General features: G+C 57.9%; 21 protein-coding genes and 1 pseudogene. 20 read left to right on the top strand and 2 right to left on the bottom strand.

The window, feature by feature from the left end; all coding sequences use genetic code 11:
• The first annotated feature begins 1 nt into the window (after position 1).
• The 15 genes and pseudogenes from waaC to ACXPVS_RS10055 all read left to right on the top strand — a co-directional run bounded on the left by waaC (position 2) and on the right by ACXPVS_RS10055 (position 15,356).
• Positions 2 to 1,063, top strand: coding sequence for a lipopolysaccharide heptosyltransferase I (gene waaC, locus ACXPVS_RS09985; protein WP_458509778.1), 1,062 nt, complete (start codon positions 2 to 4; stop codon positions 1,061 to 1,063).
• Positions 1,063 to 2,184 (top strand): glycosyltransferase family 4 protein, encoded by a 1,122-nt coding sequence (locus ACXPVS_RS09990; RefSeq protein ID WP_458509779.1) that lies wholly within the window; start codon positions 1,063 to 1,065, stop codon positions 2,182 to 2,184. Before waaC ends, ACXPVS_RS09990 begins: the two co-directional genes overlap by 1 nt.
• The gene (rfaP, locus tag ACXPVS_RS09995; protein WP_458509780.1) at positions 2,184 to 2,990 is read left to right on the top strand and encodes a lipopolysaccharide core heptose(I) kinase RfaP; all 807 of its coding nucleotides are present in this window, start codon (positions 2,184 to 2,186) and stop codon (positions 2,988 to 2,990) included. The genes ACXPVS_RS09990 and rfaP overlap by 1 nt, the downstream gene beginning before the upstream one ends.
• Positions 2,990 to 3,724, top strand: a complete 735-nt coding sequence (locus ACXPVS_RS10000; protein WP_458509781.1) for a lipopolysaccharide kinase InaA family protein — start codon at positions 2,990 to 2,992, stop codon at positions 3,722 to 3,724. The genes rfaP and ACXPVS_RS10000 overlap by 1 nt, the downstream gene beginning before the upstream one ends.
• Positions 3,721 to 4,473: a lipopolysaccharide kinase InaA family protein gene (locus ACXPVS_RS10005; RefSeq protein WP_458509782.1), complete on the top strand. Its 753-nt coding sequence runs from the start codon at positions 3,721 to 3,723 to the stop codon at positions 4,471 to 4,473. Before ACXPVS_RS10000 ends, ACXPVS_RS10005 begins: the two co-directional genes overlap by 4 nt.
• Positions 4,473 to 5,924 (top strand): lipopolysaccharide kinase InaA family protein, encoded by a 1,452-nt coding sequence (locus tag ACXPVS_RS10010; RefSeq protein ID WP_458509783.1) that lies wholly within the window; start codon positions 4,473 to 4,475, stop codon positions 5,922 to 5,924. Before ACXPVS_RS10005 ends, ACXPVS_RS10010 begins: the two co-directional genes overlap by 1 nt.
• A 132-nt stretch (positions 5,925 to 6,056) precedes the next feature.
• On the top strand, positions 6,057 to 6,392 hold the full coding sequence (locus tag ACXPVS_RS10015; protein WP_458509784.1) for a YceK/YidQ family lipoprotein: 336 nt from the start codon (positions 6,057 to 6,059) through the stop codon (positions 6,390 to 6,392).
• Between the two features lie 173 nt (positions 6,393 to 6,565).
• Positions 6,566 to 8,323, top strand: coding sequence for a carbamoyltransferase family protein (locus ACXPVS_RS10020; RefSeq protein ID WP_458509785.1), 1,758 nt, complete (start codon positions 6,566 to 6,568; stop codon positions 8,321 to 8,323).
• Complete coding sequence (locus ACXPVS_RS10025) at positions 8,307 to 9,437, top strand: glycosyltransferase (RefSeq protein WP_458509786.1); 1,131 nt, start codon at positions 8,307 to 8,309, stop codon at positions 9,435 to 9,437. Before ACXPVS_RS10020 ends, ACXPVS_RS10025 begins: the two co-directional genes overlap by 17 nt.
• Positions 9,437 to 10,333, top strand: coding sequence for an antimicrobial resistance protein Mig-14 (locus ACXPVS_RS10030; RefSeq protein WP_458509787.1), 897 nt, complete (start codon positions 9,437 to 9,439; stop codon positions 10,331 to 10,333). The genes ACXPVS_RS10025 and ACXPVS_RS10030 overlap by 1 nt, the downstream gene beginning before the upstream one ends.
• A gap of 8 nt (positions 10,334 to 10,341) precedes the next feature.
• Positions 10,342 to 11,775: a PIG-L deacetylase family protein gene (locus ACXPVS_RS10035; RefSeq protein ID WP_458509948.1), complete on the top strand. Its 1,434-nt coding sequence runs from the start codon at positions 10,342 to 10,344 to the stop codon at positions 11,773 to 11,775.
• 54 nt (positions 11,776 to 11,829) lie between these two features.
• Positions 11,830 to 12,714: a DUF6625 family protein gene (locus ACXPVS_RS10040; protein WP_458509788.1), complete on the top strand. Its 885-nt coding sequence runs from the start codon at positions 11,830 to 11,832 to the stop codon at positions 12,712 to 12,714.
• Complete coding sequence (locus tag ACXPVS_RS10045; RefSeq protein ID WP_458509789.1) at positions 12,711 to 13,865, top strand: glycosyltransferase; 1,155 nt, start codon at positions 12,711 to 12,713, stop codon at positions 13,863 to 13,865. The genes ACXPVS_RS10040 and ACXPVS_RS10045 overlap by 4 nt, the downstream gene beginning before the upstream one ends.
• Positions 13,862 to 14,746: a glycosyltransferase gene (locus ACXPVS_RS10050; protein ID WP_458509790.1), complete on the top strand. Its 885-nt coding sequence runs from the start codon at positions 13,862 to 13,864 to the stop codon at positions 14,744 to 14,746. The genes ACXPVS_RS10045 and ACXPVS_RS10050 overlap by 4 nt, the downstream gene beginning before the upstream one ends.
• Before the next feature lie 3 nt (positions 14,747 to 14,749).
• A pseudogene (locus ACXPVS_RS10055) lies at positions 14,750 to 15,356 on the top strand (CatB-related O-acetyltransferase).
• Between the two features lie 38 nt (positions 15,357 to 15,394).
• On the opposite strand, the gene ACXPVS_RS10060 reads toward ACXPVS_RS10055, so the two are convergent.
• On the bottom strand, positions 15,395 to 17,260 hold the full coding sequence (locus ACXPVS_RS10060) for an O-antigen ligase family protein (protein ID WP_458509791.1): 1,866 nt from the start codon (positions 17,258 to 17,260) through the stop codon (positions 15,395 to 15,397).
• Positions 17,261 to 17,415: 155 nt separating this feature from the next.
• Here ACXPVS_RS10060 and msbA point away from each other — a divergent pair, with 155 nt between their 5' ends.
• The 5 genes from msbA (at position 17,416) to ACXPVS_RS10085 (ending at position 23,500) form a co-directional block, all read left to right on the top strand.
• Complete coding sequence (gene msbA, locus ACXPVS_RS10065; protein ID WP_458509792.1) at positions 17,416 to 19,218, top strand: lipid A export permease/ATP-binding protein MsbA; 1,803 nt, start codon at positions 17,416 to 17,418, stop codon at positions 19,216 to 19,218.
• A 172-nt stretch (positions 19,219 to 19,390) separates the two neighbouring features.
• On the top strand, positions 19,391 to 20,812 hold the full coding sequence (gene hldE / locus ACXPVS_RS10070) for a bifunctional D-glycero-beta-D-manno-heptose-7-phosphate kinase/D-glycero-beta-D-manno-heptose 1-phosphate adenylyltransferase HldE (RefSeq protein WP_458509793.1): 1,422 nt from the start codon (positions 19,391 to 19,393) through the stop codon (positions 20,810 to 20,812).
• Positions 20,813 to 20,938: 126 nt separating this feature from the next.
• Positions 20,939 to 21,913, top strand: a complete 975-nt coding sequence (locus tag ACXPVS_RS10075; RefSeq protein ID WP_458509794.1) for a glycosyltransferase — start codon at positions 20,939 to 20,941, stop codon at positions 21,911 to 21,913.
• Between the two features lie 2 nt (positions 21,914 to 21,915).
• On the top strand, positions 21,916 to 22,620 hold the full coding sequence (locus tag ACXPVS_RS10080) for a hypothetical protein (RefSeq protein ID WP_458509795.1): 705 nt from the start codon (positions 21,916 to 21,918) through the stop codon (positions 22,618 to 22,620).
• Between the two features lie 73 nt (positions 22,621 to 22,693).
• Positions 22,694 to 23,500: a hypothetical protein gene (locus ACXPVS_RS10085; RefSeq protein ID WP_458509796.1), complete on the top strand. Its 807-nt coding sequence runs from the start codon at positions 22,694 to 22,696 to the stop codon at positions 23,498 to 23,500.
• Between the two features lie 42 nt (positions 23,501 to 23,542).
• Here ACXPVS_RS10085 and ACXPVS_RS10090 read toward each other — a convergent pair whose 3' ends face one another.
• Positions 23,543 to 24,508, bottom strand: coding sequence for a metal ABC transporter ATPase (locus ACXPVS_RS10090; protein ID WP_458509797.1), 966 nt, complete (start codon positions 24,506 to 24,508; stop codon positions 23,543 to 23,545).
• Positions 24,509 to 24,515: the final 7 nt, after the last annotated feature.

Below are 24,515 nucleotides of genomic sequence, written 5' to 3' on the forward strand. Positions count from 1 at the left end.
TTTGCGGGTACTGCTGATCAAGACTTCTTCGCTGGGCGACGTGATTCACGCGTTGCCGGCTCTGACCGACGCGGCACGGGCGATCCCCGGCATCCAGTTCGACTGGGTGGTGGAAGAGGGCTTCGCCGAAATTCCGACCTGGCACCCGAGCGTGGGCAAGGTCATTCCGGTGGCGATCCGTCGCTGGCGCAAAAACATCTGGCAGACCCTCAAAAGTGGCGAGTGGAAGCGCTTCAAGCAAAGCGTTCGCGCCAACAAATATGATTTGGTGATTGATGCCCAGGGCTTGCTGAAAAGTGCGTTGCTGACCCGGTACGCTAAAGCCCCGGTGGCCGGGCTGGATAAAAACTCGGCCCGCGAGCCGATTGCCGCACACTTCTATTCCCGGCGTCTGGCCGTGGCCCGTGGGCAGCACGCGGTGGAGCGAGTGCGTCAGCTATTTGCCGTGGCCCTGGGTTACGACCTGCCAAAAGGCTTGGGCGATTACGGCCTGAACGTCGAGCGACTGGTGGAGTTGCCGCGCAAGAATCCTTACGTGGTGTTCCTGCACGGCACCACGTGGGACACCAAACACTGGCCTGAAGCCTACTGGCGAGAGTTGGCCGAGCGCGTCGGTTATCTCGGTGTCGCGGTGAAGCTGCCGTGGGGTAACCCGGTCGAGAAAGCCCGGGCCGAGCGCATCGCCAAAGACATGAGGCACGTCGAAGTGCTGCCCAAGCTCAATCTGGCGGGTGTCGGCAAAGTGCTGGCCGGCGCGCAAGCCTGCGTGGCGGTGGACACCGGCCTCGGTCACCTCGCCGCGGCGCTGGACGTGCCGACATTGTCGCTGTTCGGCCCGACCAACCCGGGCCTGACCGGCGCCTACGGTAAAGCGCAGATTCACATCGCCAGCGACTTCCCCTGCGCGCCGTGCCTGCAAAAGAAATGTACGTATAAACCGACGGCCCAAGATGCCCGTCAGTTTGACCTTAAGCGCGAGTGGCCACTGTGCTTCACGCGTCTGAATCCCGAGCGTGTCGCCACCCGACTGAGCACGTTGTTACTGGCTGAGGAGCTGCGCTGATGCAATTGGCATTCGTCTTGTACAAGTACTTTCCATTCGGGGGGTTGCAGCGCGATTTCATGCGCATCGCCCTGGAATGTCAGCAACGCGGCCATCAGATTCGGGTCTACACGCTGATTTGGGAGGGCGACATTCCACCGGGTTTCGACGTGTTGGTGGCGCCGGTCAAGGCGTTCTTCAATCATCGGCGCAACGAGAAACTCAGCGAATGGATGGAAGCGGATCTGGCCAAACGTCCGGTGGACCGATTGATCGGCTTCAACAAAATGCCGGGTCTGGATGTCTACTACGCCGCCGACGGCTGCTTCGAAGACAAGGCGCAAAACCTGCGCAACTCCCTGTACCGTCGTTGGGGCCGCTACCGGCACTTCGCCGAGTACGAGCGGGCCGTGTTTGCCAAGAACGCCAAGACCGAAGTGCTGATGATTTCCGAAGTCCAGCAGCCGCTGTTCATCAAACATTACGACACGCCGCTTGCGCGCTTCCACTTGCTGCCGCCGGGTATCTCACAGGACCGTCGCGCGCCGGCCAACGCCGCCGAGATCCGTGCCGAATTCCGTCGCGAATTCAACCTCAAGGATGATGATCTGCTGCTGGTGCAAATCGGCTCCGGGTTCAAGACCAAGGGTGTGGATCGCAGCCTCAAGGCGCTAGCCTCATTGCCCGCCGATCTGAAGAAACGCACCCGGCTGTTTGTAATTGGCCAGGACGACCCCAAATTATTCCAGATGCAGAGCGCCACATTGGGGCTTGGCGACAACGTGACGTTCCTCAAGGGCCGCAGCGACATCCCGCGTTTTCTGCTTGGCGCCGATCTGTTGATTCACCCGGCGTACAACGAAAATACCGGGACTGTGTTGCTCGAAGCCCTGGTGGCCGGGTTGCCAGTGCTGGTGAGCGCAGTGTGTGGTTACGCCCATTACATCGCCGAGGCCGACGCCGGTCTGGTGCTGGACGAACCATTCGATCAGGCGCAGTTGACCCAGTTCCTGGCCGGCATGTTGAACGACGTTCAAGCACGGGCGGCCTGGAGCCGCAATGGTCTGGCCTTCGCGGAGACGGCCGACCTCTACAGCATGCCGCAGCACGCGGCCGATGTGATTCTGGCGGAGCACGCTTAATGAAGTTGATGCTGGCTGAACCGTTCAAGAGCCTCTGGGCCGGGCGCGACCCGTTCGCCGAAGTCGAGGCCCTCCAGGGCGAGGTATACCGCGAACTTGAAGCGCGCCGGACGCTGCGTACCGAAGTCAATGGCAATGGCTTTTTCGTGAAGATCCACCGTGGCATTGGTTGGGGCGAGATCTTCAAGAACCTGCTCACTGCCAAGTTGCCGGTGCTCGGTGCCGGCCAGGAATGGAAGGCCATTCAGCGCTTGCGAGAAGTCGGCGTGCCGACCATGACCGCCGTGGCTTATGGCGAGAAGGGCAGCAACCCGGCGGACCAGCGTTCGTTCATCGTTACCGAAGAGCTGGCGCCCACTGTCAGCCTCGAAGACTTCAGCATCGACTGGGTCAAGCGCCCGCCCGAGCCAACGCTCAAGCGCGCGCTGATCGCCGAAGTCGCACGCATGACCGGCATGATGCACCGCGCCGGCGTCAACCATCGCGACTGCTACATTTGCCACTTTCTGCTGCACACCGACAAACCGGTGACAGCCGACGATTTCAGGCTCTCGGTGATTGACCTGCACCGTGCCCAAACCCGTCCAACGATTACCCAACGCTGGCGCAACAAGGACCTGGCGGCGCTGTATTTTTCGGCACTGGACATTGGCCTGACCCGTCGCGACAAACTGCGTTTCCTCAAGGGTTATTTCCAGCAGCCCCTGCGCCAGGTTCTAGGTGAGGAAGCCGGGCTGCTTGCCTGGCTCGAAGGCAAGGCCAACAAACTTTACGACCGTAAACAGCGATACGGGGATGCGCTCTGATGGCGGGTTGGAAGCTGGAGCCGGCGTACAGCGATCTGGCAGAAGATTTCGGCAGTCTAGAGGCTGTGTTTTCGCTTCAGGGCGAGCGCTTGACCCGCGACCCGTTGTCCGAGGTCATTCGCGTCCAGCGCAATGGCGTCAACTATTACGTCAAGCGCTACGTGGGTGCCGGCAAAGGTCTGCGTCGCTATCTGGGTAAGCCCCGAGTGAAGGCCGAGTGGCAGAATCTCAAACGCTTCGCCAAATGGGACATTCCCACCGCTGAGGTGGTGGCTTGGGGGCTGGAGCGGCGCGGCGCGACGTACGATCGCGGGGCAATGATTACCCGTGAATTGCCCAATACCGAAGACCTGTCGGCCCTGGCCGAACGGCATGATCCGAAACTGGCGGATCGCGCCTGGGTCGACAACGTCAGCCGGCAGCTGGCGGGTTATACCCGGACCATGCACGACCACCGCTTCACGCATAACGATTTGAAGTGGCGCAACCTGCTGATCGACGATGAGCCCCGGCTGTTTTTGATCGACTGCCCCAATGGCGATTTCTGGCGCGGTTTTTGGCTCAAGTACCGGATCACCAAGGACCTGGCCTGCCTGGACAAGGTCGCCAAGTATCACTTGTCGGCTACCCAGCGTTTGCGCTTTTACCTGCAATATCGCCAGTGTGACCGGCTGAATGCCGCCGATAAAAAACGGATTCGTCACGTGTTGAAATTTTTCGAGGGGCGCGAATGACTGATTTTCTGGCCGCTGAAGACCGTGCGCTGCTTGAGCGTCACGGCCTTGGCACCTTCGACGCACTCTGGGCCAAGCAGCTCGACGCTGTGGACGAGCCCAACATCGCTCGCGGTGGCTGGAGCAGCGTGTTTCGGCTGGATCTGGAAGGTCATGGCTACTACCTCAAACGCCAGAGCAACTACCAGATGCGCACCTTGCATGCGCCCTTTGGCGAGCCGAGCTTTGCCCGTGAGTTTCGTAATATCAGTCGCTATGAAACGTTCGGTATTCCAGCGCTGAAGGCGGCGTTTTTCGGTGAGCGCAAAGTCGACGGCGAAGTCCGGGCGATTCTGCTGACCCGTGCCCTGGATGGTTGGGATGACCTGGACTCGCTGTTGCAGCGCTGGTCGGATCTGAGTTCGGCACAGCATTCGGCCATTCTGAAGGCCTGTGGGCAACTGGCCCGGCGCCTGCACGACGCGCGTCAGGTTCACGGATGCTTCTACCCCAAACACATTTTCCTCCAGGCCACCGGCGACGGTTACCAGGCCCAACTGATCGACCTGGAAAAAACCCGGCCGTTGCTGTTTGGTCTGCGTGATCGGGCCAAAGACCTGGAGCCGTTGCTGCGTCGGGCACCTCAATGGAGCGAAGCGCAGTTGCGCGAGCTGCTGGCCGTCTATCTGGATCAATCGCAAGACAGCTCGCTGATCGACAGCTGGCTTGCGCGACTGACCGCGCGGCGCAGTCATAAGGAGGCGCGCTGATGCGATTGTCCGAGCTGAAAAACGCTGGCCGTCGCCCGAGCCTGCCGCTGAACATTCCACTGGCCGATGCCGCCGGCCCTGCCGAGCTGCAGTTGCTGAGTCTGTTGCGGGTGTTGCCGGGGCAGCGTTATGTCGGTGCCGGCGTCTGGCGTGGGCGGCCGGTGTTGGCCAAGTTGTTTGTCGGCAGCAAGGCGACGCGGCATTTCCAGCGTGAGCTGGACGGCGTGCGGTTGCTGGCGGCTCAAGGGTTGACCACGCCGTTACTGCTGGCTGATGGCCTGAAGGACGGCGAGGGTGGTTGGCTACTGTTTGATTTCCTTGACCGCGCCGAAAGCCTTGGGGATGCCTGGAAACGAGTCGAGCATTTGCCGATGCTGGCGGATGAGCAATCGATGGTATTGGCCGATGCGCTGGGAGCGATTGGTCAAATGCATCGCAAGGGTCTGTGGCAGGAAGACCTGCACCTGGACAACCTGTTACGCCAGGCTGGTCGGCTGTATTTGATCGACGGTGCCGGAATCCGCACAGAGACGCCGGGCCAGCCGCTTTCGCGGCAGAAAGTCCTGGAAAACCTCGGGGTGTTTTTTGCCCAGTTGCCCAAGTCGCTAGAACCCTACACCGAAGAGTTGCTGGTGTATTACCTGCTGAGCAACGGCGAGCATGCCTTGCCCATGGAAGCGTTGCAGAAGCAGATCAGCAAGGTGCGAAGTTGGCGCCTGAAGGACTTCCTGATCAAGGTCGGTCGCGAATGTACGCTGTTCAGCGTTCAGCGCGGAGCGTTCGGCTTGCGGGCGATTCGCCGCGAGGAAGAGGCCGCGATGGCGCCGGTGCTGGCGCAGGCCGATGCGCTGCTCGATCAGGGACATCTGTACAAGACGGGTGGCGCGGCGAGCGTCGGCAAGGTTGAGATGGCAGGTCGCACGCTGGTGATCAAACGCTACAACATCAAAGGTTTTGCCCACTGGCTCAAACGCTTCTGGCGTCCGAGCCGTGCCTGGCACTCCTGGCGTGAAGGCAATCGCCTGGCGTTTCTCGGCATTGCCACCCCCAAGCCGTTGGCCTTGCTGGAGAAGCGTTTTCTTTGGTTGCGCAGTGGGGCTTATCTGGTGACCGAGTATTTGCCGGGGCCGGACATCATCGAGCGGTTTGCACCTTATGTTGAAAGTGGTGAGGCACCGGAAGTCGAATTGCTGGCACTGGATCATTTGTTTGCCGAGCTGATTGGCGAGCGAATCAGTCACGGGGATTTCAAGGGGCATAACCTGTTTTGGCACCACGATCGCTGGGCACTGATTGATCTCGATTCGATGTGTCAGCATGCCTCGCTCAGCAGCTTCGCCGCGGCCTATGCGCGGGATCGGGCAAGGTTCATGCGTAACTGGCCTGAGCGCAGTGCGCTTTATCAGATCATTGACCAGCGTCTCCCCAAAAATATCGCTAGCGCTGCCTGAATCGGCCAGAACAGCCACTTGAGATTAAGGGACAGGTTTTTATGAATCGTCCTACATGATCTACAGAACCCGTGAACTGTGTCCTGAATAGCCGCGATGCTAAGTTTGCCCGACGTTCACGGAGGGCAAACTTTGACGATAAAAATGACCGTGTTACTGAGCGCTTTTGCACTGGTTTTATCGGGCTGCGGGACTGCAGTTACGGTGCTGCAGGATGACGAAGACGCGGCTCGTAGCCTCAGAAAGCAAAAGACCTACTGTCAGTCCATCCCACGGATATACAGTGGTCTGGCGTTCGACTTTTGCGTATTGAACGCAGCGCCTGATCCCACGGGTTTTCTTTTGCCGTTCGTATTGGCGGATCTCACCCTGTCGGGTGTTTTCGACACTATCCTCCTGCCCTATACGGTTTACCGCCAAGCTACCGACGGCAATATCAGCATTTACTGGAGGTCGGGCCGCGGATGAGCCGTGCCGCCTGCTTTCGCCAGGATCATCTTTACGGGGGTAATATGCGCTGGGTCATTCCCGCCATGTTTAAGCTATAATCCCGCCCTTTAGCTGCCACTCGCCCTTTGCGAGGGCACATTAATCTTTGAGGCGCCTTGCGCCTGCATGCAGACTAAAGAGGCTAGACCCCTGTGGCATTGACGATTCTTGGCCTGTCCGGCGCCCTTAGCCATGATCCTTCCGCAGCTTTGTACATCGACGGCAAGCTGGTCGCGGCGGCTGAGGAAGAGCGCTTTGTGCGCGATAAACATGCAAAGAACCGCATGCCTTACGAGTCAGCTAAGTTCTGCCTCGAGCAGGCCGGTATCAAGCCTTCCGACGTTGATGTGGTAGCGATTCCGTTCGCGCCGATCAGCCTGTTCGGCAAAGCTCGCTGGCATTACGCCAAGCGTTACTGGTACGCCCCGGACCGCGCGCTCGATGCGATCCTGATGGGTAACCGTCGCTACAAGCGCTATCGCAACAAGATTGTCTGGTGCCTCGAGCAATTGGGATTCGATCCGAAGAAAATCAAGATCGAGCCGGTCGAGCATCACCTGGCTCACGCCTCCAGTGCTTATCACTGCTCCGGTTTCAAAGAGAAAACCGCGATCCTCGGGATTGACGGCAAGGGTGAGTACGCCACGACCTTTTTCGGTTACGGCGAAAACGGCAAGATCCACAAGATCAAGGAATTCTTCGATCCGGACTCCCTCGGCGGCCTGTACGGCGCGATCACCGAGTTCCTCGGTTTCGAGATGCTCGACGGCGAGTTCAAGGTCATGGGCATGGCGCCGTATGGCGATGCCAGCAAATACGATTTCTCGCGCCTGGCTTCGTTTGAAAACGGCGAACTGGTGATCAACACCGACTACGCCAACGTCATCGGCCTGCGTCGTTATAAAGAGAAGGGCAAAGGTTTCTACTTCTCGCCAAAGCTGATCGAGTGGCTGGGTCCCAAGCGCGAAGGCGACATCGCTGACGAGCCGTACATCCATTACGCCGCGAGCATGCAAGCACTGTTCGAAAAAATCTCGCTGCAGATGATCGACCATTACCTGGGCGACGTGCTCAAGGAAACCGGCAAACTGGCCTTCGCCGGTGGCTGTGCGTTGAACGTCAAGCTGAACCAGAAAATCATCGCCCGCGATGACGTTAAAGAACTGTTCGTGCAGCCTGCGTCCGGCGATGCTGGCACCGCGGTCGGCGCGGCGGCCTATGTGTCCCACGCTCGTGGTGTGCCGGTCGAGAAGATGGAACACGTCTACCTCGGTCCGTCGTACACCAACGAAGACGTCCTCGCTGCATGCGCCCGTCACCCGAGCAAGCCGGTAGGGCGCAAGCTTGAGAACATGCCGGAAAACATCGCCAAAATCATGGTCGACGGCAACCCGGTGGCCTGGTTCCAGGGCCGCATGGAATTTGGTCCGCGCGCCTTGGGCGGTCGTTCGATCATCGGTTGCCCGAGTGCGACTGGCGTGGCTGACCGCATCAACCACCAGATCAAGTTCCGCGAGCGCTGGAGGCCTTTCTGCCCGTCGATGCTCGACACCGTTGCACCGCAGATGATCAAGGTCGATCACCCTGCGCCGTTCATGACCTTCACCTTTGAAGTGGCGCAAGAGTGGAAGACCCGCGTGCCGGAAGTCGTCCATGAAGACGGTACGTCCCGGGCCCAGGTGCTCAAGCGCGAATACAACCCGCGCTACTACGACATGATGAAGGCGCTGGAAGTGCTGACCGGTAACGGCGTGTCGCTGAACACCTCGCTCAACCGTCGTGGCGAACCGATGATCTGCTCGCCGACGGACGCCCTGAACATGTTCTTCGGTTCCGATCTACAGTATCTGATCATGGAAGACATCCTGGTGGTCAAAGAAGGCGCGGACGCATATGACACGCTCGGCTGAACGCCATGTGCTGCAGTTCTGTCACGGCTATGACGGGCCGTTTCTGGACTGCGCCCGGCAGTATGCCAGCCTGTTCGCGGGGACCGGTTTTCGAGTGACCACGGTGTTTTTGACCGGGGCTGCCGATGCCGACGTCGCCGCGGGCTGTGCTTCCGATGAAGTGCTGTTCATGGAATACAGCTCCAAGGCCATTCGTGGCCTGAAGCTGGGCGCCATCAGCGATTTGCGCAAGATCGCCGCGTCGCGCAATTTCAGTTTTTGCATCGCTCACCGTTTCAAACCTATTTATATCGCCTTGCTCGGCACGTCGTTGCCGGTGATTGGCGTGCATCACGCGTTTGACGATTACAAGCGCGGCACGCGCAAACTCTTCGCCAATATTTTCCGTAAGCGCCTGAGTCTGCTCGGGGTTTCCGATGCCGTGCGCGACGACATGCGTCATTGCCTGCCGAAGTGGCCGCCGGTGCGGATTCAGACGCTCTATAACCGTATCGATGTGCAGACCTTGCAGGACAGCCAGGTGTCGGTTCGCGAGGCCAGGGAAACCCTCGGCCTGGCGCCGGATGCCTGGGTTGTCGGTAATGTCGGACGGCTGCATCCGGACAAGGATCAGACCACGCTGCTGCACGGTTTTGCTGCGGCGTTGCCGGGTTTGCCGGCCATCAGTCAATTGGTGATTCTCGGTGCCGGTCGGCTGGAACAGGACCTCAAGGCCCTGGCTCGTGAGTTGGGTATCGGCGACCGCGTGCTGTTCCTCGGTCAGGTGCCTGAAGCCCGACGTTATTTCCGAGCCTTCGATGTGTTTGCGTTGAGTTCCGATCACGAACCGTTTGGCATGGTGCTGCTGGAGGCCATGGCTGCCGGCGTACCCTTGCTCGCCACGGCGTGTGGCGGGGCGAAGGAAGTGGTCGAGGGTGTCGGTATTCTGTTCCCGCTGGGCGATGCCGAGCACTTGGCTCAAGGGCTGCAACATCTGGCCGCGATGGACGAGCAGCAACGTCACCAGTGTGCCGAGCTCATGCTCGATCGCTTGCGTGAGCGCTTCTCTGACCGCGCGGTGCGCGATGCTTTCTGGTGTTTGCCGCATGTTACCGAACTGGCGCCGAGGGGCTGATGCTCAACCGATTTCAAGGCTGGCGCGAACGTGGCTGGGCGGTAGTCGACGCCTCGACATATGCCGAGGCCTGGCAACGATATGGCGGCAGCGTCGCCACTCACCCCGTGGTGGTCGAGCGGCTGGCGCAGTTAGCCGGCATCCCTGTGCGCTACCTGGCCTGGGAGCAAAACGGTGAAGTCAAAGCTGCGATCCCGAGCTGGGGCCGCGACCTCGCCTTGTCCAAGGACGTGCTCAAGCGCTTCGGTAAAAAAGGTCTGTTCGACCTCGGTAATGCCGAGGTCATCCTGCCGGCCGCCGCCGATGCACAAGCGCCGCTGCGTCACCGTGGACGCTACCTGTCGGCGCTGAATGAAGGCCGCTTCACCGGCATCAAGTTGCAGGCTGAACAGCTGGCGATGGCCCGCACTCCCGAAGAACTGTCGAAGAAGTTTCGCTACAACCAGCGCCGTGAATTGCGATTGCTGGAGGAAGCGGGCGGAGTGGTCCGGCCGGTCGCGGAGTTTTCCAGCCGTGAACTGGCCGCGATCTATTGCGACTTGTTCCAGCGTCGCTGGGGCTTCCCGGCGACGGGGGCCGAGCGCATGGCTGAGGTCATCGAGTTGCTGCGTGATTTGCTGATCGGCTCGGTGATTTTTCTCAACGATGCGCCGATAGCGACTCAACTGGTCTACCGTGTTGAGGCACCGCAGTGGATCAGCGTCGAGTACATCAATGGCGGCGTCGATCCTGAAACCCGCGAATTCAGTCCGGGCAGTGTGCTGAGCTTTCTCAATACACAAAGCGCCTGGGAGCATGCCCGGGCGTTGGACAAACCGTTGCGCTTTTCTTTCGGTCGTGCCGACCGTGAATACAAGGATCGCTGGTGCAATCCGGTGCCGGTGTTCACCGTATGAACCTACCTGTGAACCGCAAACAGCAATTGCTCAAGCGCCATCGGCGCAACAAGCGCACCGGCCTGCTCATCGCGCTGGTGCTATTGATTGCCATGGGTGTGGTGGTGACCTGGTGGCTGCCGCCGGTGCTCGCGGTTCTGGGTTGGATTGCCCACGAGGCCTGGTTCGCCGACCACCTGTTTTATTCGCCCAAAGACGATTATCAATACAGCTTTCCACCGTATACCCAGCAGCCCAAGGTTTACCTTGACGGTGAACGTTTGCGCCTTGACGACGGCGTCATGCTGGTCGATGACGCCACTCTGATCCTGGCGCTGCGGATAAAAAGCACCTGGCTTGGACGCTTTATCGATCCCGTAGTCGAGTTGTCGGGGGGGGATAACCCGGACCGACAAACCTTCGAACGTGGTGTGGACGGTCTGCGTTACCTCAACCTCAGTGGCCAGGCGCAGGTTCTGTCGCAAGGTGAGTTACGCCTGCGTGGGCGTTTCTGCCGACTGCTGGGTGAACCGGTGCTCAGGGTGTTCGAGCATCCGGATTACAGCCGTCAGCGGGTGATGGTGATTGCTCCCCACGCCGACGATGCCGAGTTGGCCGCATTCGGTTTGTACAGTCAGGCCGACGAAGCCTGGATCGTCACCCTGACCGCCGGTGAAATCGAAGCTGAGCACTATCAGCAACTGGGATTGAACAAGGTTGAAGCGGCACGCCTCAAGGGGCGACTCCGGTCTTGGGACAGCATCGCAGTGCCGCGCTGGGCCGGGGTGCCCGAAAACCGTTGCGTGCAGTTGGGCTATTTCTGCCTGCAACTGTCGGCCATGCAAGCAACACCGGCCCGGCCGGTGGGATCGCGCGAAGCTGATATGGACGACACGCGACTGTTCCGTCAGTTGAATCCCTTTGCCTTGCCGGGTGACACCGACGGTGCGCCGACCTGGAACAATCTGTTGGCCGATCTGCGGGAGTTGCTGCTGCGGGCGCGGCCCGATGTCATCGTGATGCCGCACCCGACGCTCGACCCTCATCCGGACCACCTTTGCGCGCAGCAAGCGGTCATTGAGGCATTGCGTGGCCTCGAGTGGCAGCCAACCACTTTGCTCGGTTACGCCAACCATTTGCATGACAACGATCGTTGGCCGATGGGCGATGCAGGTCATGGCGTAGCACTGCCGCCGTGCTTCGATTCGTCCGTACCGATGCAGCCCTGCTGTATACCGATGTCGCCGGGGATTCAGCTCGACAAAGCCATGGCGCTCGGGATGATGCACGACCTGCAACCGTCGATGCCGTTCAAGCGGCGAACTCGGCGGTTGATACAGTGGCTCTTGGCCAGTAGAGTGCCGCCCATCTATGGCGAGAATGAGTTCTTTCGCAAGGCGGTCAGACGCCACGAACTGTTCTGGCTTTTGAAGCATGGTGAAACACCGGTGAAGCAGAACTGAAGTACAACATTGTCTGATATGGCCATGTTTCTAGCATTTACAGTGAGGTTTTCTGTGATCAACCCATGCCCGCGTATTTTGTTTCTGATGCCTTATTTCGGCCGCTGGCCCTTCTGGATGCCATTTTTTCTGGAGAGCTGCCGTCGCAATCCAGACATCGACTGGTTGTTTTTCAGTGACTGTGGGGTTCCGGAGAATCTGCCGCCCAATGTCACCATTGAAAGCATGATGTTCAGCGATTACTGCGGATTGGTGTCCGAGCGGCTGGGGATCGACTTTGCGCCGACCGAAGCTTACAAACTCTGCGATATCAGGCCAGCGTTCGGACTTATTCATGCCGACCACCTGCAAGGCTATGATTTCTGGGGGTTTGGCGATATTGATCTGGTGTATGGGGATTTGCGTAGTTATTTCACTGCGGATCGGCTCGCCTCCTACGATCTGTACTCCACCCACGAGCGAAGAGTGGCGGGGCATCTTTGTCTGATTCGTAACACTGCCCGTAAGCGTGAGTTGTTCAGGCAGATCAAGGACTGGAAATCGCGATTCACCGATCAGAAGCACCATGCACTGGACGAGGGCGCATTCAGTCGAATCTTTCTCTGGCGCAAGAATTTTCCCGAGCCGTTGTTCAAACTAGTGGGCAAGTTCAATCCATGGCGTCGACGCAGCGAGTTTACCGAAGCATTCAGTACGCCGGGTGGCTGTATCAAATGGCATGACGGCACAGAAAATTTCCCGCTTAAATGGAGTTGGCGCGACGGCAATTTGAGAAATGATCGCGATGGCGATCGCCGATTTCCGTACTTTCACTTCGTTTGCTGGAAGCGCAACGAGTGGTCACGGATGCCACAACCCGATCCGGCCGAGGTCAGGCGCGTCGCCGCTGAACCAGCGTGGGTCATCGATGCGACTGGTTTTCATCGGGGAGAGTTATGAGTCAGAGGTCAAAGGTTCTGCAGTTGCAGCCTGACTACAACGTCAAAGCGCATGACTTTGCCGACCTTGCGGAGCAAATCGTCAAGGCGCTGCCGAGTGATCGCTATGAAGTGACCGCCGCATTTCTGCGCGGCAAGCCTGGGCCGGGTGAGGCGGTGAGCCGTGCCGACCGTTCGGTGTATTTCGAGTTTTCCGACAAATCGCTCAAGGGAATGCGCCTGCTTGCCATGTGGCGGTTGTATCAGTTCTGCCGCAAAGAAAAATTCGATGTGGTGATTTGCAACCGTTTCAAGCCGGTGAACATGATGCTGGCACTCAACCGCTGGTTGAAAGTTTCGCTGTGCATCGGTATCTCCCACGGTTTTGGCGAATACGACCGGTTTTACCGGCGCCGCCAGGCCGAGCGCCTGATTGATAGCCACTGGCGTTTTGTCGGTGTGTCGCCGGCGGTCAAGCAGTATTTGCTGGACTGTGACAGCGGTTTCACCGACGAGAATACCTTCGCCATTACCAATGCCATCGACATCGAGCAGGCTGAAGGTTTGCAACACAGCCGTGAGCATGCCCGCGAGTTGCTGGGCATTGACTCGCAGGTGCGATTGATCGGTGCGCTGGGCCGGTTAGTGCCGGTCAAAGGACACACTTATCTGCTGCAAGCATTTGCGGCGCTCAAGGACAAGTATCCCTATACCCAGTTGGCCATCATCGGCGCCGGACGTGAAGAGTCACGCCTGGCCGCAGAGATCGAGCACCTTGGATTGAGCGGTCGTGCACATTTGTTGGGGTTCAAGGAAAACGCCTTGCAATACGTTCGTGCGTTCGACATCTGGACCATGCCGTCCTTGGCTGAAGGCCTGGGCTTGGCACTGCTCGAAGGCATGAGCGGCCACTTGCCGGTGATTGCCTCCAACGTACCGGCCATGCTGCCGCTGATTCAGGGTGCTGGTGGGTTGGCGGTTACGCCGGCCGATGTGCCAGCCTTGGTAGCAGCGCTGGATAATTACCTCGAACTATCTGACGGTGAACTCAAGGCCAAGGGCGAGCAGGCCTACCGTTATCTCCAGGAAAACCATGACATTGATGTGTTCCGTCAGGAATACCTGACCCTGATCGAATCCGGCCTGAACAAGGCCCGCAAGGAACAACCATGAGCGACGTACAACCACTCGTCACGGTCATCATCGCGTCGTACAACCACGGTCGCTACATTGAGGAAAGCATTCTCAGCGTCATCAACCAAACCTATTCGAACATTGAGTTGCTGGTGGTCGATGATGGCTCCAGCGACGACAGTGTGGAACGGATCAATGCCTTGCAGGCGCTCCACGGCTTCGATTTCCGTGTTCAGCAGAATCAAGGGCTGACCAATACTCTCAATGGTGCCATTGCCCGCTCCAAGGGAAGTCTGATCGTGCCGTTCGGTTCCGACGACATTATGATCGCAGAGCGAATCGCTACGCAGGTCGCGTATATGGATGGCAAGCCGGAGGTCGGAATCTGCGCCGGTAATATTGAACTCATCGATGCAGACGGCAATCTGTACCCCGAGGCGCGCCAGCGCCGCGATGTGCCGTTCCGCCGCTTGGACTTCGAAGACATGTTCCTTGAACGCAAGCCTTACCCGCCCGCGCCAACCCTGATGATTCGTCGCGAAGCGCTGGAAAAGGTCGGCGGTTTCGACCCCAACATTCGTCTCGAAGACCTGCTGATCGAACTGAAGGTGACGCGTGCCGGCTATTTCATCGATGGTTTGGGTGTGGTGATGGCGCGCTATCGCAAGCACTCCACCAACTCCTACAAGAATCACCGCTTTATGATCGACAATATTCTGCGTTCCTACGCGCTGTTCAGCGATCACCCGCTGTACGAGCACGTGCGCTACAAGTTCCTCAGTTCAATGTTTCTCAAGACCGCCAACCGGGACCGCAAGCTGGCTCGAGAGCTGCTGGCTCAGATCCCGTTTTGGGCCTGGAACAAGAAAACCTGGCGTGGCTTGGGGCGCTTGTATTTCTCATCTTTGGAAAAAGACTGAGTCATGGGCTGGGTTCAGCGCTATCGCGAAAAGCGTACCAGGCGGGCGATTCGAAAGCTGCCGAAGATCGAACGAGGAGTGGAACGTTTCAAGTTGCGATACCCGGATTAGGCCTTCGGTCGTGGCAGTTATGGTTTACCGCAGGTTCATGACTGGTAGGAAGGTTCGGCCCTGAGCATTGCTGCCTATTGTTCAATCGCTGAGGGCGTGCAGATTTTTCTCGGTGGCCATCACCGTGCCGACTGAGTCACCACCTTTGCGTTTCCGGCGAAGGTCAAACAGGCCTCGTCCATCAGCAGTTACAGCGGCACCAAACGGGGATGTGAACATCGGCAGCGACGTGTGGCTGTGTTCCAACTGCACAATACTTTCTGGTGTCACGGTGGGAGATGGTGCAATCGCGGCGGCGGGTGCACTGGTGACTCGCGATGTCGGTGGTAATCCGGCGAAATTCCTGCGCTGGCGCTTCCCTGAGGAGCAGTGCTTTCAGCTCCTGCAGAGTGCCTGGTGGAACTGGCCAGAGGCAGAGTCGCACGGTTTGGCCGATAAACTCTGCAACGATGACATCGAAGGCTTCCTTGCTTATGCCCGCCAGCGGCAGCCGCAGTGATTGCTCGGTATCGCTGAGCAATCACTGCAGTCCGTCGGTTATCCCTGAACTCGCGTCGTTTGGCGGGCGGCCAGCACTTGCCTGTGCAGGTTATCCACCGCAGATTTTGATGCCGTCACAGCGTAGCCTCGCAGCAGTGCCTGGAAATGATCTTCGAACAGCCAGCGACGGTCGACCGTGTATCGCTGCATGTGGCGCAAATTGCGCTGACGCAAGGAAAGGCTCAGTGAGGAAGGGTAGATGCGTAAGTCGGCCACATCGATCAGGCCGAACTCGCCATCCTCCAGTACCAGAACATTGCCCAGATGCAAGGAGCGGAAATACACCCCTTGCTCGTGCAGATGCGCCATGAATTTACCGAAGCGTTCCACCAGCGCCTCACGCATGTCCGGTGCAGTGAGGCCCTGCAGGACCTGGCGCAGAGTGTTGCCCGGCAGCGGCAAATAATGCACGGCGCTGCTGCCATCGTTGATGCGGTACAGGTCGAGGATCTGTGGCGTTGGAATGCCCATGCGGCGCAAGCTTTCGCTGTTGACGGTAAAGCGTTCCGAGTAGGGGTTGAAGCTGCCGGAGGTGTACCAGCGACGTTCGCGGAATAGCTTCAGGAAGCAGCCATCGATCAGGCGCAGGACTTTCGGCCCCAGACCATCTTCTTCGATCACGTGAGCGTTGGCAGTCAATTTCGCCAAGTCAGCCTGCGCCAATTTCTTGATGGGCATCGCCAGCAAGCGACCGGCACGCTGGTTGATGCTCAGCGCGGCGATCAGTGCCAGTGGAATCCATAGCAGAAACCAGTGCTCCTTGGGGCGCGAGATGATTCCGCCACCTTCGGTCAGGCCCGCACCGATGCCAAACACAAGCCAGGTCGAGGCAACAATGAACAGCGGTTGCAGCCGATTGCGCCAGCTGGCCAGCAGGCTCCAGACTTGGAAGAACACCCATGGAAGAAAGCCTAGAATACCGACGTAATAAAGAACGCCCAAGGCGAAACTGTGAGGTTCCGACAGCTCGTAGCCTACGCCAGGATCGACGGCAAGGGTGGCGGCGTAACCATGGCCGATCCAGGGATGTTCGGCAATTTTTTGCAGGACCATTTGCCAAATTTCGAAGCGATAGGAGTCGCCTCTTGCGCTGATCATGTTCGAAAACACCGCGAAAACTGCCGCTCCTCCGGCGAGCAGGATTCCCAGCAAAATAACCGAACGGCGGTTCCAGCAGATGAACCCCAGCCAAAGCGCGGCCAGGGACAGTGCCACCAGCGGTGTCCTGGAGCCGGTAGCGAGCACCGCAACGAACATGACCACCATCGCTGGAATGCTCAGAAAAAGTATCTTTGGGCGTTTGCATGTCATGCTCAAGCTGAGCCAATAGGCACAGAAGAAGCCGAACAGGTGCGAGCTTAGTAATGGATTGTCGAACGCGCCACCGCCAACCAGGCGCATTCCCGGTTGATAGATGTGGGCAAACATATACAGGTTATGGATCGAGGCGATCAGCCCCATCATGGCGGCAATAAACAGCAGGGGCTGAATGATGTCGCTGCGGTAGTGCACCAGCAGGTAGCAACCGACGAACAGCATCAGCGTGTGAATTGGCGGTTTTAGCTGGCCGCCTAAGCTTTCGTCTCCCGGGCTCCAGCACAGGCTCAGCAGCGCCCATCCGGCGAAGAGCAGCACGGCGATGAAAATCGGCTCGCGCAGCAATTCCTTGAGTGCTCGTGGGCGTAGGCAGAGCGCGGTCAACGCTGGAATGCTGAACAAGCCGTAGTAAAGCTTGTGCATCAGGCTGCGGTCCGGCAGGAAGAACAGCGCACACAGGAGCAAGAGGTAACCAAGTGGAAGAGTCCACAGGCAAATGAAATCGAAGACTCGATTGGACGTACTGTTGAGAACGCTGAGTTGCATGCTGGGAGATTCAATCCTGAAGTTGATCGGCCACTTGCCGTAATGGCCATATGATACTAATTGCGTTCTCTAACAATAACAGCCTTTAAGCGATTGCCGGTACCCGGAGGAAGCTGTGCTAAAGTCAGCGTCCTTTTCATCGACATCCGCGTGATATGACCGACTCCAGTCTCTCCGCAAGCCCTTCGAGCTTGAAAATCTACTTCCGTCTGCTTGGTTATGTCCGGCCGTACATCGGTCTGTTCCTGATCAGCATCGTCGGTTTTCTGATTTTTGCTTCGACGCAGCCGATGCTCGGCTACATCCTCAAGTATTTCGTCGACGGCCTGTCAAATCCCGAGGCTGTACTGTTTCCCAGCGTTCCGTACCTACGAGACTTGCAGCTTCTGCAAACGGTGCCATTGCTGATCATTCTGATCGCCGCGTGGCAGGGGTTGGGATCTTATCTGGGTAACTACTTTCTGGCCAAGGTTTCCCTCGGACTGGTCCATGACTTGCGGGTGCAGCTATTCAATAACCTGCTGGTTTTGCCCAACCGGTATTTCGATAAGCGTAACTCGGGGCATTTGATTTCGCGTATCACCTTCAACGTGACGATGGTCACGGGGGCGGCCACAGATGCGATCAAGGTCGTAATCCGTGAAGGCATGACGGTGATTTTCCTGTTCGCTTCGCTGCTGTTCATGAACTGGAAGCTGACGCTGGTCATGATCGCGATCCTGCCACTGATCGCCGTAATGGTGCGTACCGCGAGCAAGAAATTCCGCAAGCAGAGCAAGAAAATCCAAGCAGCCATGGGCGACGTGACACACGTGGCGTCGGAAACCATCCAGGGCTATCGCGTGGTCCGCAGTTTCGGCGGCGAAGTCTATGAAGAGAAACGCTTCTTCAATGCCAGCAAGAGCAACACCGACAAGCAACTGCGTATGACCCGTACCGGCGCTATCTACACGCCGCTGCTGCAATTGGTGATCTACAGCGCCATGGCCGTGCTGATGTTTCTGGTGCTATTCCTGCGTGGCGATGCGTCCGCCGGTGACATGGTTGCCTACATCACCCTGGCTGGCTTGCTGCCTAAACCGATCCGCCAATTGTCCGAAGTCAGTTCGACCATTCAGAAAGGGGTGGCGGGTGCCGAAAGTATTTTCGAGCAACTGGACGTTGAGCCGGAAATCGATACCGGTACCGTCGAGCACGATGCCGTTACCGGTAGACTAGATGTGCGACATCTAAGTTTTACCTACCCTGACACTGAACGTCAGGTGCTCGACGACATCAGTTTCTCGGTCGAACCGGGACAAATGGTGGCGCTGGTTGGGCGTTCGGGCAGCGGAAAGTCGACCTTGGCTAACCTGATTCCGCGCTTCTATCACCACGACAAGGGCGATATCTTGATTGATGGTGTTGAGGTTGAGCAGTACAAGCTGCTCAATCTGCGCAAGCACATCGCCCAAGTGACCCAGCACGTCACGCTGTTCAGCGATACTGTGGCCAACAACATTGCCTATGGCGATCTGGCCGGTGCGCCTCGCGAAGACATCGAAAAAGCCGCGAAAGACGCCTATGCCATGGACTTCATCGAGCAACTGCCCGAAGGCCTGGATACTCAAGTGGGAGAGAACGGCGTGCTGCTGTCCGGCGGTCAGCGCCAGCGTCTGGCGATTGCCCGGGCATTGCTCAAGAACGCGCCTTTACTGATTCTCGACGAGGCTACCTCGGCTCTTGATACCGAGTCGGAGCGGCATATTCAAGGCGCTTTAGATCAGGTGATGAAAGGCCGGACCACGCTGGTGATCGCTCACCGCTTGTCGACCATCGAGAAGGCTGACCTGATTCTGGTCATGGACCAGGGCCGGATTGTCGAGCGCGGCACGCATGCCGAACTGCTTGCACAGAATGGCCACTACGCTCGCCTGAACGCCATGGGCCTCGACGCCCCGGCGGAAGACATCGCCTGAGTGCGCGCTCCGTCACCTGCTGTGACGGTCCGAAGAAATCGCAGCCTGAGGTTTTCGAACTTGCAAGGGCTGCGATTTTTTGCTTTTGATGCCCCCGTTCATGCCATGCGCAAGCCCACGCCAACCCTGTGTTAATATCGCGGCCCTGTTCATTTTGTATGTGGGTTGCTCCATGAAGTTGTCCATGCCGCGATTCGATCAAGCCCCTGTCTTGGTGGTCGGCGATGTCATGCTCGACCGTTACTGGCATGGTGGTACCTCACGGATTTCCCCTGAGGCGCCGGTGCCGGTAGTCAAGGTCGAGCAAATCGAGGACCGCCCGGGCGGTGCCGCCAACGTTGCGTTGAACATTGCCGCCCTCGGCGCTCCGGCCTCATTGGTTGGCGTGACCGGCGACGATGAAGCCGCCGACAGCCTGGCCAATAGCCTCAAGGGCGCTGGCGTGCGGGCGTTGTTCCAGCGCATCGCGCACCAGCCGACCATCGTCAAGCTGCGAGTCATGAGCCGTCACCAGCAACTGCTGCGTATCGACTTCGAAGAACCTTTCGTCACCGACGCATTGGCGCTGGGCGAGCAAGTCGACGAATTGCTCGAAGGCATCAAAGTGCTGGTGCTGTCCGACTACGGCAAAGGCGCGCTGAAAAACCATCAGGTGCTGATCCAGGCGGCACGTGCCCGTGGCATTCCGGTGCTGGCCGATCCCAAGGGCAAGGATTTCTCGATCTATCGTGGTGCAAGCCTGATCACCCCGAACCTCAGCGAATTCGAAACCATCGTCGGCGGTTGCGCCGATGAGCACGAACTGGTGAGCAAGGGCGCGCAGTTGATGCACGACCTGGACCTCGGTGCCTTGCTGGTGACCCGTGGTGAACACGGCATGACCCTGTTGCGCCCGGATCATCCGGCGCTGCACTTACCCGCCCGTGCCCGCGAAGTGTTCGACGTGACCGGCGCTGGTGACACGGTGATTTCCACCTTGGCGGCGGCGATTGCCGCTGGCGAAGAACTGCCACACGCGGTGGCACTGGCTAACCTGGCGGCGGGCATCGTCGTTGGCAAGCTCGGTACAGCGGCCATCAGCGCGCCGGAACTGCGTCGCGCCATCCAGCGTGAAGAAGGTTCGGAGCGTGGCGTGCTGGGTCTTGAGCAGTTGCTGCTGGCGGTCGACGATGCGCGCGCGCACAAAGAGAAGATCGTTTTTACCAACGGCTGCTTCGACATTTTGCACGCCGGCCACGTGACGTACCTCGAACAGGCACGGGCCCAGGGCGATCGATTGATCGTTGCGGTCAACGACGATGCGTCAGTCAGCCGCCTGAAAGGGCCGGGTCGTCCGATCAATAGCGTCGACCGTCGCATGGCCGTACTGGCCGGTTTGGGTGCGGTGGATTGGGTGATCAGCTTCGCTGAAGGCACTCCGGAGAACTTGCTGCGCGAGGTCAAGCCGGATGTGCTGGTCAAGGGCGGGGACTACGGAATCGAGCAGGTCGTCGGTGCGGACATTGTGACCGCTTACGGCGGAACGGTGAAAGTGCTGGGGCTGGTGGAAAACAGCTCGACTACCGCGATTGTCGAGAAAATTCGCAGTAATTAACTAGATTAACGACTCCCGTTTCATACTGCGTATGAACGGGTTTTATCGTGAGGATACTACCATCCCAACAGTGCCTGGTATTTACCCAATTGCTCTTGCCTGCTGTCGTCTGGTGGTAAAAAATTTATGAAAGTCATGCTTCTGGTGATGGACGAGCAACGTGTCATTCTGGATCGCCTATATGAAATCGTGCAGCAGAACTGCGACGAGTGTGTCGTCTATCGCCTGAGCAAAACACAGCAGAAGAAACTGGGGCCATTTCTCGCTTCGGTCAACTACCAGGCATTCGATCGGGTCGTTATTTTCTCAAGAGTCAAACGTCTTGTCCCTCAACTAAGGGTTTTGAAGTGTATTCCAGGCCTGATTTTTCTGGAGCATGACGCTTATCAGAACTACATGGCCGAAAGTAAATACCTGAACGTCTACTCGCGTCTTTACAGCCGCCTGCCCAGCGCTCGCGTTCTGGTTTCCGGCGCTGTCGTTGCGCGTCGAATGAAGGCTGAAAATATTGATGCAATGTTCGTTTCAAAGGGATATGACGAACAAATGCTGCATAACACCGGAGGTGTTCGAGACATCCCGATAGGCTTTCTGGGCAGCCTTAAAAGTACCGAGTACGCACGGCGCAAGAAGCTTCTTGAGTCTCTTTCCCAGCGTACCGGCATGTTGGTGACTCGCACCCAATCAGGCGGCGAATACCTGGAAATGCTCAATCGCATCAAGATTTTCGTGAGTGCCGATATCGGCATGAATGAATTTATGATCAAAAACTTTGAAGCGATGGCGTGCGGTTGTGTGTTGCTGGCCTGGAGCCAGGGTGAAGAAGACGAACTGCTGGGTTTTCGGGATATGCACAACACGGTTTTCTATCGATCCGAAGATGAGGCCGTGGAAAAACTCAAGCTGCTGCAGGGTGACCCGTTGCTGATGGCTCGTATTGCCGATAATGGGCAGGCATTCGCGCAGAGCCGGTATTCTTTCGCGCGTGTGGGCAGCTCTCTCGCTTTCGAAATTCAGCGTGAAATGCGGCCTTGGCAACCCCCTTCAGCGCTCACACGCCTGTGGGTGAAAGTTCGTTACGGTATGCGGGTTCCGGGATAGATATGCTGAATCAGCCACCGCAAGCAGATGAGCCAATGGCGCTGGATGCATTGCCCGGCGGTGACCAGACTGTTCAGGACGGATTGCCGCAAGCGCTCAAGGAGTGTTTGCACGGGGCGGCTCGGGTTGTGCTTGTTGCCAATAATCCCGCCATTACCCGAGACGATTTCGATGCGTTGAATATCGGCACTAATGACGTCGTCGTCAGCTTCAACAAGTGTTCGCCGGCGGCGCTGCTTTGCGCTCATAGCGTCAATGTATTTGTGCATGGATTTAATGCGCCGGACGCTTTTTTTTTCGGGCTCCCCTACGGCCCTGATGCGCAGCGGCTTTTTCAACAGGCAGATGGACGTTGTTTCACGATGTTGGTGGGGTGCACGGGAGCCATGTGTCCGTTGCCGCGGGTGGCACTTTACTGGGAGCGCATTCCCTTGCCTGCGTTGTGGAACTATCCCGTCGATCGTCCGGGTGGTAAACGCTATGTCGGACCCACAACCGGTTTCAATGCGCTGGTGTTGTTCGACTGGTTGCGTCGGCATGCCGGTTATAACTATCAGCTCATGACGTTAGGTTTTTCCAATGAAGCGGGTAAGCGTTGGGGTGGGCATGCCTGGGACTATGAACGGGACTGGTTGCACAAATCAGAAGTAATCGTTATCCCTCTGCAGTGTCGCCGTTGGTGGCAGAAACTGTTTCGTCGCGAATGAATCATGACGTGCCGCCTGTTGCCTGCAGGGTGTAGAAAGTCAGGTTCAGTTAATTTTCAAGGGGTACTGTCGAGTGTTGAATATTGCGGTGGCTTTCTTTGGTATTCCGAGAAATTCGCAAATCTGCTTTCCTTCCATCCGAGAAAACGTCCTCGCACGGTTACCCTCGGACAGCAACGTAAAGTGCTTTTACCATTTGTATGAAGTCAGCGAGGTCCAGAACTTACGCTCAGGTGAGCAAGGTGAGTTGAAGGCTGAAAACTACGAGCCCTTCGAGGCCATGACAGGGCAGTTGACTTCAAACGAGGGGGTTCTGGAGCGCTGGAATTTTGAACAAGTCAAAGCGCTGGGCGATACTTGGGCTGACGATTATGCCTCACTCAGAAACCTGATCTACCAGCTTAATTCCCTGCACACCGTCACAACAATGATGGAGTCTTTTAGCCCCGATTTCGTCGTTTTTGTTCGGCCGGACACATTCTTCCACACCGCGCTTCCCGTTTACGTTTTCAATCATCCCGAAGCCCGGCGTCTCCACACCTACATTCCTGACTGGCAGTGGTGGGGCGGGCTGAATGATCGTTTTGCAATCTGTGGGCGTGACACTTTCGTCGCTTATGGCAAAAGGATCGAGCGCATCTTCGATTTTTCTAAATCGACAGGGAGGAAGTTGCACTCCGAGCGACTGCTCAAATTTTCCCTGCAGCAGACGGGAGCGAAGATCTGCACCATGGATACGAAGGCTTCGCGTGTTCGTATCACAGGAGCATTTGCTGAGGAATCGTTTTCGCCCAAGCGCGGCATGGGAAAGCGCGAGAATCGGTATTTCCATTTTTTTGCGCGGTTACGAACATTCATGGACCGGCAGCGAGCAGGCTAGATTGATCCTGCAGGTGATACGACTTCACGATGGGTTTCAGGCTCACTTGCGCAAACCACCTCGTACCAGTCGGACCAAGCGCAAGGCCTTGAGCTTCAGTTTTTTCAGCCCTGGTCGCGGAGCCTTTGGTACCTCTAACCCTTGTTGTGCAATCCAGTCCTTCCAGCGAATTCGTTCCTCACGGACGACCCAACCATCCTGCTGGGCAAAACTCTCTGCCAGGTACAACCCGCGAGTACTCGCCGGGTACAGCTGATCCTTTTTCAAGGTATAGAGCTCGGCCATCGGCTGGCCGTCCTGCAGCGGCATCAGATACAAATCGGGACGTTTTCGATCGAGCCGGGCCACCAGTTGATCGCCTTCCAGTCGTTCGTCGACATGGAACAGGCTCAGGGATTTGGCCTCCTTGGGCACGTCCAGGCGCAAGTCATAGATCAATTGCAGCGAGGCCGTCGGCAAATGCACATAAGCCCTTGGACGTTCGATCAACTGCATCTTGGCGCAACGCACCGGCAGCGCCGAACCGGACAACGGCGTCAGGCGAAACGGCAGGGCTTCGCGATAATGCAGCGCAGACGAGTAGGGCGCTGGCAGCCAAGTGTCGTTGAAACGCCCGCCGAGCCAGCCCTCCGGAGTTTCCAGGAGGCACTCTTCGGCAATTTCTTGAATCGCGGTGTGCAGTGGCAGGTTCAGTTCATGGGCGGGCACGTAACCGGAGATCAGCTTGAGCACCACGTCGCCGCGATCTTGCCGACGCTGACGCACCAACACCCAGTAATCGCGGTTCTGCCAATGGAGGGTCAGGCGCACCGAGACCCCGAGGTTGGCCAGCTCAAGCGAAAACCGCTGAGTGTCGGCGACCGTCACCGGGCGGCGACGTTGCAGCGTCTGGGAGAAATTGAGCGGCATCCCGACGCTTTTATAACTCAGGCCTTCGGGAGTTGCTTCGACACATAGCGGCAGGGTCTTGAAGTTGCTCGGGTTCTTTCTTATGAGCGTTCGCGGCATGTCGGCT

It is taken from the genome of Pseudomonas sp. Ma2-10 (assembly GCF_054330215.1).